Source organism: Nocardioides sp. NPDC057577 (assembly GCF_042801335.1).
In the GTDB taxonomy this organism is placed as follows: Bacteria; Actinomycetota; Actinomycetes; order Propionibacteriales; family Nocardioidaceae; genus Nocardioides.
The window spans coordinates 1-14,276 of sequence record NZ_JBHVGB010000165.1 but is presented as its reverse complement, the minus strand read 5'-3'; the positions used below and the strand labels follow the sequence as shown (position 1 = coordinate 14,276).

The window sequence follows — 14,276 nt, the reverse complement described above, 5'->3', positions numbered from 1 at the left end:
GACCAACACGGTGCCATCGAGCGCAAAGGGGACCGTGTTGGTCTCGACACGCTCGGCCGCAGGCGGCCTCGCGGCTCGACCAGCGGGAGCGACGGCGGCGGTCAGCCGAAGGGAGAGCGGCTCGATCAGCGGATGAACCGGCGGATGGCTGGTTCAGCGGGGGAGCATGCCCTCGATCAGGTCAGCAGCCCGGCGGGTGCCGCCCTCAGCGAGCGCATCGGCACGCAGCTGAGCCGAGCGAGCGACCCGGGTGGGATCGTCGAGCAGCTCGAGCAGTGACGTACGCAGCACCTCAGCCGTGACGTCCTCGCCGTCGATCCGCCGGGCGACACCGAGCTCGACGAGCCGGTCGGCGTTCATGAACTGGTCGGCCGCCTGCGGGACCGCGACCATGGGGACGCCAGCCATCAGACCCTCGCTGCTTCCGCCCATCCCGGCGTGGGTGACGAACGCGTCGGCCTGGGCGAGGACGGCGCGCTGCGGCAGCCAGGAGTGGACCTCGACGTTTCCGGGGAGAGCGGCGAGGTCGGCCGGGTCGAGCTGGGTGCCGATCGACATCACGACGTGCCAGCCGGGGAGGGTGGCGTACGCCTCGATGCAGGCGCGGAAGAAGTCCGCGTCGGCGGTGTAGGCCGAGCCGAGGGAGACCAGCAGGACACGATCGGCGTCGGCGGGTCGGGTCCAGGTCTCGTCGGAGCCGAGCGCGAAGCACGGTCCGACGAAGGTGACGACCTCCTGGTCGACCTTGTCGGCGTTGGGCTGCATCGCCCGCGGGATGAGGGCCAGGGCCCGCTTCGGTGCACCGGCGAACGTCTCGGGGTCACGAGTGCTTGCCCCGGCGTCCGCGAGCCAGGCCCCGAACCGGTCCAGGTAGCCGTCGTAGCCCGGCAGCTGCCGCACCTGGGCGCCGACCTCCTCGGCGTACCCGTCCCAGGCGACAAACGTCGGGGAGAGCTGCACGAACGGGCGCTCCTGCGTCTCGGCGAGGGCGCGAGCGGCGTAGCCGCCGATGTCGTAGAGGTAGAGATCGGCCGGCTCGGCTGAGTAGAACGATTCCAGATGCGGGAGCACCTGGATGGCGTCCTCGAGGAAGATGCCCATCCCTGCGACCGGGTCCTCGGGCCACTGCCGGTCCTCGACGGGCAGCACCGTCGGCACCGGGATCAGCTCGGCCCCGGTCGGCTTGATCACGTCGGCCAACGACTCGTGGGTGGCGTAGGTGACCCGGTGTCCGCGTGCGACGAGCTCCTTGATCAGCTCGAGGCTCGGCAGGACGTGGCTGATCGCGGGCGAGGCGACCATGGCGATGTGGCGCGGTGAAGTAGTCATGACACCGTCGGACGCTATCGGCCCGCCGAAGGTTGACGCGACCGAGTTTTGCGTCAACGTTCGGTCACTCGACGGTCGCGCTCTGTTCATCGTCCGTGAGCCGTGGCCCGTCTGTTCGGTCAGTTTCGCCGGTTACGGTCGTGAGCGTGTCTGTCCCTCGGGTCTCCATGTCCCAGTCCACGATCTGCGTCCTGCTCCTGGGCGTGCTCGGCTTCGCGATGAGCGCCCAGGTGGCGATCGCGATGCCGGCGCTGTTCAAGGCCGACGAGCGGGCCCATGCGGCGTACGCGGTGGCGCTGTCCCAGGGGACGCTGCCGACGATCGACACCGATATCCCCGACGACCCGGCGCGCTACCCGCAGCTGGCCGAGAGCCTCTTCGGGGCCGACGAGGCCCACCGCGACATCTGGGTCGCCAACCACCCGCCGCTGTTCTACGCGATGAGTCTGCCGCTGGTCTGGCTCGGCGATGCCGTCGGGTCGCCAGGCCTGACGCTGCTCGGGATGCGGCTGCTCAACGCGCTCGGCTTCGCCCTGACCACGATCATGGTCGGCCTGCTCGCGCGAGAGCTGGTGCCACGTCGGCCGGCGGTGCTGGTGATCGCTTCGGCGATGTGTATCGGCTGCGGCGCGATGACCTTCGTGGGTGGCGGGATCTACAACGACGGCTGGGGCTCGGCGACGGCGTTCATGACGCTCTATCTCGGGTTCCGGATGATCCGGCAGGGCGTGACGCGCGAGCGCCTGATCGCCGCGGCCGCGGTCGGGGTGGCGGCTGCGGGGCTCCGCTCGACCGGCCTGGTCGCGGTCCTCTTCCTCGGCGCGTGTGTGCTGGTGGCCATGTGGCTGCGGGAGCCGTCGCTGCGTACGTTCCTGCGCGGTACGCTCTGGCGCGCTGTCGGGATCGCGGCGTGCATCGGCATGGCGCCGGTGGTCGTGTTCGGCTGGTTCTACGTGCGCAACATCCAGATCTACGGTGACCCGACCGCGTCGAGCTCGCTCTTCGAGAAGTTCGGGCGCGAGCCGAACGGCACCACCTTGTTCCAGCTGGTCAACCCGGAGTTCTACGGCCACCTGCTCGGCAGCCTGTGGACCGACGGCAACATCGCCAACACCTGGAGCCAGGCGGCGGTCATCGTGCTGACGCTCACCGTGGTCGGCCTCGTGCTCGATGCGGCTGCGAAGGCCAACCCGCGTCGCACCGGAGTCCTGCGGCGCATCGAGCTCGCCCCGCAGAGCACGATGCAGCACCGCCAGGACCTGGCCATCTGGGCGCTCCTGGGCGGCTACTGCCTGCTCATCCTGGTCAACGTCGCCGGGTTCATCGCCGGCGGCGGCTGGATCCACGCCCGCTACGCGGTGCCGTTCCTGCCGTTCCTGGCCGCCGGCGCCGGGATCGCCGCGCTGCGCCTGGGGCGGCTTCTCCCGCTGCGGGTCCCGACCGGCTCCCGCACCGGTGTCACCGCGCTCGACGAGGCGCGTGACCTGCGCATCGGCCTGGGTGTCTCGCTGGCCTTCATGGTCGTCGGACTGGTGTGCCACCTCGACACCGAGCAGTACGTCGACGGCCCGGTTACCAGCACCTTCGCGCTCGTCGCCCTGGTGGCCGCCGACCTGGTGATGTTCGCGGTCGCCGCGTACGTCGCCACCGAGCTGCGCCGGCGGATGCAGCCGGGCACGTTCGACACTCCCCGCACTCTCGCCGCTCCTGTGACCGAGATCGCGTGTCCGCGACAGGACGCCCGGACCTCGACGGGCCTCCAGGCAAAGTAGCCTCTCTATGTGAGTGAGCAGGATCCCCAGCAGACAACACGAGCATGGTTCGTGTGGGGCATCGCCCTCGCGGTCTATGGCTTGGCCGTCTTCCACCGCAGCAGCCTCGCGGTGGCCGGTCTGGTGGCGACCGAGCGCTTCGGGATCGGCGCCGGGCAGCTGGCGACCTTCGTCATGCTGCAGCTGCTCGTCTATGCGCTCATGCAGGTGCCGGTCGGCCTGCTGGTCGACCGGTTCGGGTCGCGTACGGTCCTCTCCGCCGGCGCGCTGATCCTGGCGCTCGCCCAGGTCGGGTTCGCGTTCGCGGACTCCTACTCGGTGGCCCTGCTGGCGCGTACGTTCGTGGGGATGGGCGATGCGATGACGTTCATCTGCGTGCTGCGCCTGGTCCCGTCGTGGTTCCCGCGTCGACGGGTGCCACTGGTCAGCCAGCTGACCGGCACCGTCGGGCAGCTGGGCGCGATCGCGGCAGCCGTCCCGATGACCTGGGCGCTCGGTCATCTCGGCTGGACCCGGGCCTATCTCACGGCCGCGCTGATCGGCCCGATCCTTCTCGTGCTGCTGCGCCTCTTCGTCCACGACGGACCCGGTGACCGACACCGCCGAGGCACCACCCTCAAGCCGCGCGAGCTCGGCCGGACCCTGAGGGCGTCCTGGTACCAGCCGGGCACCCGCCTCGGCTTCTGGATCCACTTCTCCACCCCGTTCAGCTCCCACCTGATGGGGCTGCTGTGGGGTTTCCCGTTCCTGGTGACCTCCGAAGGGCTCTCCGACACCCTCGCCGGCACGCTGCTCTCGGTCACCGTCATCGCCGCCCTGGTCGCGGGTCCGGTGATGGGCGTCCTCGCCGGGCGCCACCCGTGGCACCGCTCGACGGTGGCGCTGGCGATGATCGCCGCCATGGTGTCGGTGTGGACGCTCGTGCTCGCCTGGCCGGGCGAGGCGCCGCTACCGGTGCTGCTGCTCCTGATGGCCGTGGTCGGCTTCGGTGGACCCGCCTCGATGATCGGCTTCGACGTCGGCCGCACCAGCAACCCGCCCGCGAGGATGGCGAGCGCCAGCGGGATCATCAACCAGGGTGGCTTCGTCGCCGCGCTGCTCGTGATCGTGCTGGTCGGCTGGATCCTCGACTGGCGTACGCCGGGGGCCTCCACCTCCTACACGCCGGAGGCGTTCCACTGGGCGATGTCGGTGCAGTACCTGTTCTGGGGCGTCGGGGTGGTGCAGATCTGGCGTCACCGGCGCGACGTACGGCGGCGTACGACCAGGGAGCAGGTCGCCGCCGGCTCCTCGATGGTCACCGACTGATCGATCGCACGTCACCTGAGCGGCATCTGGGCCCACTAGCTTGTCGAGGTGCTCACGCCCTCGCGCTCGCTGTCCCAGGTGACCGTCTGCCTGCTCCTGCTCGGGGTGCTCGGCTTCGCGATGAGCGCGCAGTACGCGATCGGGATGCCGCCGCTGCTGAAGGCCGACGAGAAGCAGCACGCGGCCTACGCGATCGTCCTGTCACAGGGCGTGCTGCCCACGATCGACACGAACACCCCGGCCGACCCGGTGCGCTACCCACAGTTCGCCGAGGCGCTCTTCGGTCTCGACGAGCCGCGCCGCGACGTCTGGGTCGCCAACCACCCGCCGCTGTTCTACGTGATGAGTCTGCCGCTGGTCTGGCTCGGCGACGCCGTCGGCGGTGCGACAGGGGTCGGGGTGACGCTCCTGGGAATGCGGCTGCTCAACGCGCTCGGCTACGCGCTGAGCATCATCCTGGTCGGGTTGCTGGCGCGTGAGCTGGTGCCCAGGCGCCGGGTGGTCCCGGTGCTCTCGGCGGCGATGGTGCTCGGATGCGGTGCGGTGACCTACGACGGCGGCGCGATCTACAACGACGGCTGGGGCACGGTCGCCGCCTCGCTGACCCTGCTGCTCGGCTTCCGGATGGTCCGCGAGGGCGTCACCCGGGACCGGCTGATCTGGGCGACGGTCGCCGGCGTCGCGGCGGCCAGCTTCCGCTCGACCGGCCTGGTGGCGGTGCTCGTGCTGGGTGCGTGCGTGCTGGCCGCGCTGTGGCTGCGCGACCCGACGCTGCGTACGTTGCGCCGGGGTGTGGTCCTGGCGATCCGGATCGGGCTGGCGCCGGCGGTGGTGATCGGCTGGTTCTACGTACGCAACATCGTCCTCTACGGCGACGCCACCGCCTCTGCGGCGCTCTTCGAGAAGTTCTCCCGCCAGACCCACGGCGACACGCTCTTCCAGCTGGTCAACCCGGAGCTGTACCTGCACCTCTACGGCTCGCTGTGGGCCGACGACGTGATCCCGAAGATCTGGATCCTCGCCGCCGTGGCCACCCTGGCCGTCACGGTCACCGGCATGGTGCTCGACGTCAACGCGAAGGCCCGGCCGAGGCCGGACGGGGTGATGCGCCGCGTCGTCATCCCCGGCCCGGAGCCGACCGTCCTGGAGCGCCGCCTGGAGGTGGCGGTGCGGGCGCTGATGGGGATCTACTGCGTGATCATCATCGTCAACCTGGCCTCGTTCCATGCCGGCGGCGGGTGGATCCATGCGCGCTACGCGGTGCCGTTCCTGCCGGTGATCGCGGCGCTGACCTCGCTCGGGATCCTGCGGGTCGGCCGCCACTGGGTGCGCGGGGTCGACGAGGCTGTGCCCGACGAGGAGGGAATCGACCTGCGGATCACCCTCTACGCCGGCGTCGGATTCATCGTCTCGGCGATGGTCGCCCACCTCCACATCCAGCAGCGGATCGATGGACCGGCCGACGCCTCCTGGCTGATCGCGCTGATCGCTGCCGACCTGGTGATGTTCGTCGTCGCCGCGTACGTCACCGCGCAGCTGCGCCGCCGGCTGCGACCGGACGGCGAGCTCTTCACCGTCCGGTCATCTGGCGACCGGTCACCCGTTGCCGCGGTGAACATCTGAGCCGCGATGGTGGCCGCTCACCCCCACCATCAAGGAGCTCCTGTGGTTGACATCGATCGTCGTAGGTTCCTCGGCCTGGCCGGCGGCGCAGCCGCGCTGACCATGCTCGACCAGAGCATCGCGCGAGCCGCCTCCATCCCCGCCGCCCGCAGGACCGGAACGATCCGCGACATCGAGCACGTGGTCGTCCTGATGCAGGAGAACCGCAGCTTCGAGCACTACCTGGGCACGCTGCGCGGCGTACGCGGCTTCGGCGACCCGCACCCGGCGATCCTGCCGTCGGGCAACCCGGTGTGGCACCAGCCGAACGGCGGCGGTGAGCTGCTCCCGTTCCACCCCGAGGTCGACGACCTGGGTGCGGCCTTCCTCGAGGGTCTCCCGCACAGCTGGACCGACGGCCAGCAGGCGATCAACGGCGGCCGCTACGACCAGTGGGTGCCGGCCAAGGGCACCACCACGATGGCGTACCTCCAACGGCAGGACGCCGCCTTCCACTTCGCGCTGGCCGATGCGTTCACGGTGTGCGACGCCTACTACTGCTCCTTCATCGGCAACACCGACCCCAACCGCTACTACATGCTCTCGGGCTGGACCGGCAACGACGGCAAGGGCGGCGGGCCGGTGCTCTACAACGACGAGGCCGGCTACGACTGGACCACCTACGCCGAGCGGCTCGAGGAGGCGGGGGTCAGCTGGAAGGTCTACCAGGACGAGGGCACCGGCCTCAACGCCGAGAACGGCAACTGGTGGGGCTGGACCCAGGACGCCTACATCGGCAACTACGGCGACAACTCGCTGCTCTACTTCAACAGGTTCCAGGACGCCCGGCCCGGCGACCCGCTCTTCGAGAAGGCTCGCACCGGCACCCGTGCGGTCGACGGGCAGGACTACTTCGAGATCCTCCGCGCCGACGTCGAGGCCGGCAACCTGCCCTCGGTCAGCTGGATCGCGGCACCGGAGGCCTTCTCCGAGCACTCGAACTGGCCGACCAACTACGGCGCCTGGTACATCTCCAAGGTCCTCGACGCGCTCACCGCCAACCCCGAGGTGTGGGCGAAGACCGCGCTGTTCATCACCTACGACGAGAACGACGGCTTCTTCGACCACCTGGTCCCGCCGCACATCAACAGTCCGCTGGTGCCGGGGGAGTCGACGGTCTCGACCGAGCACGAGCTCTACACCGGCTCGCACGGCGACGGCCACTACGGCCTCGGGCCGCGGGTGCCGATGTTCGTCGTCTCCCCGTGGAGCGTCGGCGGCTGGGTCTCCTCGGAGACCTTCGACCACACCTCGATCCTGCGGTTCATGGAGAAGCGCTTCGGTGTCGCGGAGCCCAACATCACCCCCTGGCGCCGCGCTGTGTGCGGTGACCTGACCTCGGCCTTCGACTTCGCGCGCACCTCCGAGCCGCCGAGGCTGCCGGACACCAGCGGGTGGGAGCCGGCCGACCGCGAGCGGCACCCGTCCTACTCGCCGGAGACCCCGGCGACCGGGACGATGCCGACCCAGGAGCGCGGCACCCGCCCGGCCCGACCGGCGCCCTACCAGCTCGAGGTGATCGAGACCGCCGCCGACGGCGAGATCGCCGTCGAGATCCGCAACACCGGCAGCGTCGGCGCCCACTTCCAGGCACGCCTGCTCGCCCCCGAGGGCGCGCCGCACAGCTACACGGTCGGTGCCGGTGACAGGCTCTCGGTGCGGTGGCCGGTCAGCGGCGACTACGAGATCCACCTGCACGGTCCCAACGGGTTCTTCCGGTCCTACGCCGGCACCGCAGGCGCCGATCCCGCACCTGCCAACCTTCGGCGTGAGGGCCGCTCGCACCAACTCACCGTGGCCGCGCCGCGCAAGGCCGAGATCACCAGTGCGTACGCCGGCCCGATCCGCTCCCGCCACCTGGACACCCGCGCGACCGGGGGCTGGTACGACCTGAGCCTCACGCTCCCGGGCACCACCTGGGCACGCGGGTTCGCCGGCCACCTGGAGAACGGACGTCCCTCCGTGAGCGACCCGCAGCTGGGCGCCTAGGAGGGATCGCCGGGCCGGTCCTTCTCGGACTGGGCCGGCGGGTCGAGGATCGGGGCAGCCGTCTCGGGGGCTGCCTCGATCTCGGCCTTCGCTGCCTTCTTCGCCGCCTTCTTGGCGGCCTTCTTCTCGAGGCGCTGCACCTCGCGCTGGACGATCGCCTCGCGGCGTACGCCGGTGCCGACGAGGTTGACGACCAGGAAGAGCATCGGATAGATCGGCCACGGATGCCCGTCGGGGCCGGAGGTGAACAGCCAGATGCCCCAGGTGATGAGGCTGACCATCAAGAAGGTGGCGAACGCCTCCTGGAGCTCCTTGCGGTAGGCAGCCGCCCCCTGCTCACGGAAGTCGAGCGTCTCGGGCAGGTTCGCTCCGGGCTCACCGGGAGCGGGCTCGACGATCCCCAGATCGTCCACGAGCCCGGGCAGCTCCCCGAGCGTACGAGCCTCCAGGAGGGTCCCGACCCGCTCGTCGTGCTCCTCGCGGGTGAGCCGGCCGTCGGCGAAGGCATCGGCGAGAACGGTGCGCACCACCTCCCGATCGGCATCGGAGGCGCGGATGCGTGCATTGTCGGCCTGTCTCGGGTCGAGACGGAACCGGGTCCAGAAACCGTCCACACCACCAGCCTAGACGCCAAGCCCGACACCGTCTGTCGAAGCGCCTGCATTAGAGTGACTCGCGCTGGCTACCTGCTAGTATAGAACACGTTCTAGTTTTGCTCTGCCTAGGTTTGAGGGAGGTGGCGGATGCGGATCGCTCTGCTGTCGTATCGCAGCAAGCCGCATGTCGGCGGTCAAGGCGTCTATATCCGCCATCTGAGTCGGGAGCTCGCCAAGCTCGGGCACACGGTCGAGGTCTTCTCCGGCCAGCCCTATCCCGAGCTCGACCTCATGGGGGAGGGCGTGACTCTCACCAAGGTGCCGAGCCTGGGTCTCTACGAGGAGCCCGACCCGTTCGGCAACCCGAAGCTCTCCGAGCTCCGCGACCTGATCGACGTCGAGGAGTGGGCCCGGATGCGCACCGGCGCCTTCCCCGAGCCGCTGACCTTCGCCAAGCGGGTCCTGAAGGTGCTGAAGGAGCGGACCGACGACTTCGACATCGTCCACGACAACCAGACGCTGGCCACACCGCTGCTGAGCATCGAGCCCGAGCTCGGTCTGCCGCTGGTGACCACGATCCACCACCCGATCTCCTTCGACCGTCGCATCGAGCTGGAGAGCGCGGAGGGCTGGAAGAAGAAGTTCGGCGTCTGGCGCTGGTACTCGTTCGTGAAGATGCAGGCGAAGGTCGCCTCTCAGCTGCGGCGAGTGATCACGCCCTCGGACAACTCCAAGCGCGACATCCTCACCGACTTCGGCGTCCCCACCGAGCGGGTGCAGACCGTGCACCTCGGCGTGCCGGAGGAGTTCGTCCCGCCGACCGCGCCCCGCGTCGAGGGCCGGATCCTGGCCATGGCCAGTGCCGACGCCCCGCTGAAGGGCATCGCCTTCCTGCTCGAGGCCTTCGCCAAGCTGCGTACCGAACGTGACCTCGAGCTGGTCCTGGTCTCCAAGCCGAAGAAGGGTGGTCCGACCGAGCAGCTCATCGAGAAGCTCGCGATCAAGGACCACGTACGTTTCGTCAACGGCATCTCCGACGCCGAGCTCGTCGAGCTGATGGGCTCCGCGGAGATCGCCTGCGTGCCCTCGCTCTACGAGGGCTTCTCGCTGCCCACCGCCGAGCTGATGGCCTGCGGCACCCCGCTCGTCGTCTCCCGTGCCGGCGCGATCCCCGAGGTCGTCGGTCCCGACGACCTGTGCGCGAAGCAGGTCACCCCGGGTGAGACCGAGGAGCTCGAGCAGGCCATCGCGGCGCTGCTCGACGACCCCGAGCGCCGGGCCCGCTACTCGACCGCCGGGCGCGCCCGGGTCGAGGAGCACTTCTCCTGGCACGCCGTCGCCGAGCGGATGACGGCGATCTACCAGCAGTCCATCGACGAGTTTCAGACAGACGAGAGGAAGTGAGCCGTGCTCACCGTTGACTTCGACCGCCTTGGCCTTCAGCCGGGGGAGCGCGTGCTCGACATGGGCGCCGGCGGCGGCCGGCACGCCTTCGAGATGTACCGCCGCGGCGCCGACGTGATCGCGTTCGACCAGGACGCCGAGGAGCTGGCCAAGGTCAGCGACTGGTTCTTCGCGATGCGTGACGAGGTCCCCGAGGGTGCGAACGCGGAGACCAAGGAGGGCGACGCCCTCTCGCTGCCCTTCGCCGACGGCGAGTTCGACCGCATCGTGGCCGCCGAGGTGCTCGAGCACATCCACCGCGACGTCGACGCGATCAAGGAGCTCGTCCGGGTGCTGCGTCCCGGTGGCACCCTCGCGATCTCGGTGCCGCGCTGGCTGCCCGAGGTCGTCAACTGGAAGCTCTCCGAGGACTACCACAACACCACCGGCGGCCACATCCGGATCTACACCGACCACGAGCTCATCGACAAGGTCACCAAGGCCGGCCGGCCCAACGACGGCACCCCTGGTGAGGCGATGATCTTCGAGGGCAAGTCCTACGCCCACGGTCTGCACGCGCCCTACTGGTGGCTGAAGTCGGCCGTCGGTGTCGACAACGACAAGAACGTCCTGGTCAAGGCGTACCACCAGGTCCTGGTCTGGGAGATCATGAAGAACCCGCTGCCGCTGCGCCTCGCCGGGAAGGTCCTCGACCCGATGATCGGCAAGAGCATGGTCCTCTACTTCCGCAAGCCGGGCCCGATCGCCTCCGACCCGACCTCGGCTGCCTGATTCGCGGATGAGAGTCGAGATCCCGTACGTCGACGGGGTGCTGACCCCTGCCCAGATCGTCGCCACGGCCGGGTCGATCGCCCGCGCCCAGGAGGCGTCGGGCGCGATCCCGTGGGTGCCGGGTCAGCACACCGACATCTGGAACCACGTCGAGGCGGCCATGGGCCTGCTCGTCGGTGGCCTGGTGGAGGAGGCCGAGGCCGCGTACGACTGGATCCCGTCCCTGCAGAACGGAGACGGGTCCTGGCCGATGAAGATCGTTGCCGGCTCGCCGGTGGAGACGATCGGCGAGTCGAACATGTCGGCCTACTTCGCGGTCGGGCTCTGGCACCACTGGCTGATCCGGCGTGACCGGGCGTTCGTGGAGCGCCTGTGGCCCTCGGTGCGCGCCGGACTCGACTTCGTGGTCGGCCTGCAGCTGCCCTTCGGCGGGATCGCCTGGACCCCGCGCGACCCGTTCGCCCTGCTCACCGGCTCGTCCTCGATCTACCAGGCGCTGCGCGCCGGGGTCGCCCTGGCCGACCTGATGGACGACCCGCAGCCGGAGTGGGAGATCGTCGGCGGCCGGCTCGGTCACGCCCTTCGCCACCACCGTGACTCGTTCGAGGACAAGTCGCACCACTCGATGGACTGGTACTACCCGGTCCTCGGCGGCGCGGTCGTCGGTGCCGCCGGGCACGACCTGATCGCGTCGCGCTGGGACCATTTCGTACGCCCCGGCCTCGGTGCGCTCTGCGTCGACACCAACCCGTGGGTGACCGGGGCGGAGACCTGCGAGCTGGCGATGGCTCTGGACAACATCGGCGACCACCGCCGGGCCCTGGGGCTCTTGACGGACATGCAGCACCTGCGTGCCGCCGACGGCGGCTACTGGACCGGCTGGGTCTATGAGTCGCCCGAATACCCCAACCCGAACCCCAACGCGTTCTGGCCCGAGGAGCACTCCACCTTCACCGCCGCCGCGGTCATCCTGGCCGCGGACGCGCTGGGGGAGCGCTACGGCGGGTCCACCCCGGGCTCGGCCATCATGCGTGGCACCTCCCTCGCCGCGGGGTTCGAGGAGCTGGCGCTGGAGTGCGGCTGCGAGACCTCAGAGGCGTCGCAGCACGCGTAGCGACCCGACGGCGTCGATCTCCTCGAACTGCTTCGAGGCGAGCGCGGGGAGGTAGATCTCCTCGTACGGCGGCCGGCCGCCCTCGGCCGGGTCGGGGAACACGTCGTGGACCAGCAGCAGCCCGCCGGGCATCACCTTCGGTGCCCAGCCGCGGTAGTCGAGCTGCGCCGGCTCGACGCCGTGCCCACCGTCGATGAAGAGCAGCGAGACCGGTGTCGTCCACCACCGGCTCACCGTCGTGGATGCGCCGATCACCGCGACCACCTCGTCCTCGAGGCCGGCCTGCTCGATCGTGCGCCGGAAGGTCGGCAGCGTGTCCAGCCGCCCTGTCCGCTCGTCGACGAGGGTGGTGTCGTGGTGCTCCCAGCCCGCCTGGTTCTCCTCGCTGCCGTGGTGATGGTCGACGGTGAACACCGTCCCGCCGGTCAGCTTCGCCGCGGCGCCGAGATAGACCGACGACTTCCCGCAGTAGGTGCCGATCTCGACAGCGGGGCCGTGGGGCAGCCGCTCGGTCGCGTATGCGAAGAGCGCGAGGCCCTCCTCGGGAGGCATGAACCCCGTCGCGTCGAGGGCGTGCTTGAGCAGGTCGGCGGGCATCTCAGGCGTAGACACCCGGGCACCTTAGCCGAGTGGCGAGCGGTCCGCGTCGAGTGGTCATCAACCTGGGTCACGGGGAGAATCCCGCCATGAGCAGATCCTCCGCCGGACACTCGGTGCTCGTCGTCCCGGTGCCCGAGCTGGAGACGTACGTCCTGGAGCGGACGCGCCACTATGACGACTCCTTCGTCTCCGCGGACCCGGCGTTCGTGCACGCCCACATCACCCTGCTCGCACCGTTCCTGAGCTCGCCGACGACGGACGATCTGGAGCGCGTGGGGAAGATCGCGGCCGCGGCGGCCGCGTTCGACTTCCGGCTGGACGAGGTGCGTGTCTTCGCCGGCGGTACGATCTATCTTCCTCCTGATCCCGCGGAGCCCTTCGCGGCGCTGACCGCCGAGCTGAGCGCGGCGTTTCCGCAGTGCCCGCCCTATGCCGGGCTCTTCGAGCCGGTGCCGCACCTGACCGTCGACCACATCGCCGGGGGAGTGGACCTCGCTTCAACGCGTTCGACCCTGACGCCGTATCTGCCCGCGCAATGTCGCGCGGACCGGGTCAGCCTGCAGTGGTACGCGAACCACGCCTGCCGCACCATCGCCGAGTGGCCCCTGGGCGGAGCACCGGGTCAGGGCGAAGGTGCTGAGATCGCCTGCATCACGTAGCCGATGGCGACCAGCATCGTCAGGGTGCTGATGGCGATGCCGGCGACCGCGGCCCAGCGGCCCCGACGTTTGTCGTCGGCGGTGCGGGCCAGGCCGATGATGCCGAGGATGAAGCCGATCGGGCCGCACATCAGCACGCTGGCGAGAAGGGACGCGACCGAGACCGCGTCGAGCGGCACGGAGTAGAGCGACCAGGCGTTGGCCGGCTTGTCGGCCGACGGCGCGGTCTTCTGCTGCGGAGGAGCCGGCTGAGGATTCGCGGGCTGCGGGGCGGCGGGCTGCGGGTTCACCGTCTGCTGCCCGGCCGGCTGGGAAGGAGGCGGCTCCGTCACGGTGCGAGGAGGCTTCGGTGCCGCGGGCCGCTGTCGGGCGGACAGGGTGGGGTTCGCTGCCCGGGCCTGCCGCGTGGCCTGACGCAGCCGGCTGGCCGAGGGGCGCACCCGTGCGGGTGGGGGCACCGGGGCCGGCGAGCTGCTGGGTGCCGGGGTGGGCCGGGGCGTCGGGGCGCCCCATTCGGCGCGCCAGCGCCGGTCGCGGATCAGCGGCGGAGCACCGGTGGCCGCAGGAGAGGCAGCCGCGGGCGCCTTCCCCGCGGACCCCGTGGGAGCGGCCGCACGGCGGCGACGGGCGAGCTCCTCGTCGAGAGTGGCCCGGGCGACCGGGTCGAGCAGCACGTCGCGCGCCCGGTTGATGCGCATCATCAGCTCGCCGTCGGCGGCGCGGCCGCCACGGTCGGGGTGGAACTGCTTGGCGAGCTCGCGATGGCGAGCTCGGACAGCCGCGTCGTCCGCGTCCGAAGCGATCTCGAGCACGGCATAGGCGTCGATGAACTTACCGCTCACTCAACGCCCCCCACGCACAGTCCTTCGGTTGTCGGCCTCGCCCCCAGGCTCATCCACACCTGGTGCCATAAATCCCAGAACAGTGAAATCCTAGAGCAGTCGCGGCGAGATGCTGGTTTCGCCACGGGAAATTGATCGAGGGCCGCCCGACTGGGCGGCCCTCGAGTGGAGCGGACGACGAGGCTCGAACTCGCGACCTCAACCTTGGCAAGGTTGCGCTCTACCAACTG

General features: G+C 70.1%; 12 protein-coding genes. 8 read left to right on the top strand and 4 right to left on the bottom strand.

Annotated features, from left to right (window positions below; translation table 11 throughout):
- Window positions 1-153 precede the first annotated feature (153 nt).
- On the bottom strand, window positions 154-1,329 hold the full coding sequence (locus tag ACFU7D_RS24115) for a macrolide family glycosyltransferase (protein ID WP_378872052.1): 1,176 nt from the start codon (window positions 1,327-1,329) through the stop codon (window positions 154-156).
- A gap of 146 nt (window positions 1,330-1,475) precedes the next feature.
- Between ACFU7D_RS24115 and ACFU7D_RS24110 the strand changes: the two genes are divergently transcribed.
- Genes ACFU7D_RS24110 through ACFU7D_RS24095 form a run of 4 tightly spaced genes read left to right on the top strand, consistent with a single transcriptional unit; the run spans window position 1,476 to window position 8,060 of the window.
- Window positions 1,476-3,101, top strand: coding sequence for a hypothetical protein (locus tag ACFU7D_RS24110; RefSeq protein WP_378872049.1), 1,626 nt, complete (start codon window positions 1,476-1,478; stop codon window positions 3,099-3,101).
- Window positions 3,102-3,110: 9 nt separating this feature from the next.
- A complete protein-coding gene (locus tag ACFU7D_RS24105) occupies window positions 3,111-4,409 on the top strand; it encodes a nitrate/nitrite transporter (RefSeq protein ID WP_378872045.1) in 1,299 nt (432 codons plus the stop codon).
- A 48-nt stretch (window positions 4,410-4,457) separates the two neighbouring features.
- Window positions 4,458-6,032: an ArnT family glycosyltransferase gene (locus ACFU7D_RS24100; protein WP_378872042.1), complete on the top strand. Its 1,575-nt coding sequence runs from the start codon at window positions 4,458-4,460 to the stop codon at window positions 6,030-6,032.
- A 42-nt stretch (window positions 6,033-6,074) separates the two neighbouring features.
- A complete protein-coding gene (locus tag ACFU7D_RS24095) occupies window positions 6,075-8,060 on the top strand; it encodes a phosphocholine-specific phospholipase C (protein ID WP_378872039.1) in 1,986 nt (661 codons plus the stop codon).
- On the opposite strand, the gene ACFU7D_RS24090 is transcribed toward ACFU7D_RS24095, so the two are convergent.
- Complete coding sequence (locus tag ACFU7D_RS24090; RefSeq protein WP_378872036.1) at window positions 8,057-8,674, bottom strand: DUF1707 domain-containing protein; 618 nt, start codon at window positions 8,672-8,674, stop codon at window positions 8,057-8,059. The genes ACFU7D_RS24095 and ACFU7D_RS24090 overlap by 4 nt on opposite strands.
- Window positions 8,675-8,803: 129 nt before the next feature.
- Here ACFU7D_RS24090 and ACFU7D_RS24085 point away from each other — a divergent pair, with 129 nt between their 5' ends.
- Genes ACFU7D_RS24085 through ACFU7D_RS24075 form a run of 3 tightly spaced genes read left to right on the top strand, consistent with a single transcriptional unit; the run spans window position 8,804 to window position 11,945 of the window.
- Window positions 8,804-10,060, top strand: coding sequence for a glycosyltransferase family 4 protein (locus tag ACFU7D_RS24085; RefSeq protein WP_378872033.1), 1,257 nt, complete (start codon window positions 8,804-8,806; stop codon window positions 10,058-10,060).
- 3 nt (window positions 10,061-10,063) lie between these two features.
- The gene (locus ACFU7D_RS24080; RefSeq protein ID WP_378726903.1) at window positions 10,064-10,831 is read left to right on the top strand and encodes a class I SAM-dependent methyltransferase; all 768 of its coding nucleotides are present in this window, start codon (window positions 10,064-10,066) and stop codon (window positions 10,829-10,831) included.
- Between the two features lie 7 nt (window positions 10,832-10,838).
- Window positions 10,839-11,945, top strand: coding sequence for a prenyltransferase (locus tag ACFU7D_RS24075; RefSeq protein ID WP_378872030.1), 1,107 nt, complete (start codon window positions 10,839-10,841; stop codon window positions 11,943-11,945).
- Here ACFU7D_RS24075 and ACFU7D_RS24070 read toward each other — a convergent pair.
- Entirely contained in the window at window positions 11,922-12,557 is a 636-nt protein-coding gene (locus ACFU7D_RS24070; RefSeq protein WP_378726907.1) for a class I SAM-dependent methyltransferase, read from the bottom strand. The genes ACFU7D_RS24075 and ACFU7D_RS24070 overlap by 24 nt on opposite strands.
- Window positions 12,558-12,631: 74 nt before the next feature.
- Here ACFU7D_RS24070 and ACFU7D_RS24065 point away from each other — a divergent pair, with 74 nt between their 5' ends.
- Window positions 12,632-13,204: a 2'-5' RNA ligase family protein gene (locus tag ACFU7D_RS24065; RefSeq protein ID WP_378872027.1), complete on the top strand. Its 573-nt coding sequence runs from the start codon at window positions 12,632-12,634 to the stop codon at window positions 13,202-13,204.
- Here ACFU7D_RS24065 and ACFU7D_RS24060 read toward each other — a convergent pair.
- Window positions 13,168-14,046 (bottom strand): DnaJ domain-containing protein, encoded by an 879-nt coding sequence (locus tag ACFU7D_RS24060; RefSeq protein ID WP_378872024.1) that lies wholly within the window; start codon window positions 14,044-14,046, stop codon window positions 13,168-13,170. The two genes, ACFU7D_RS24065 and ACFU7D_RS24060, sit on opposite strands and share 37 nt — an antisense overlap.
- Between the last annotated feature and the right edge of the window lie 230 nt (window positions 14,047-14,276).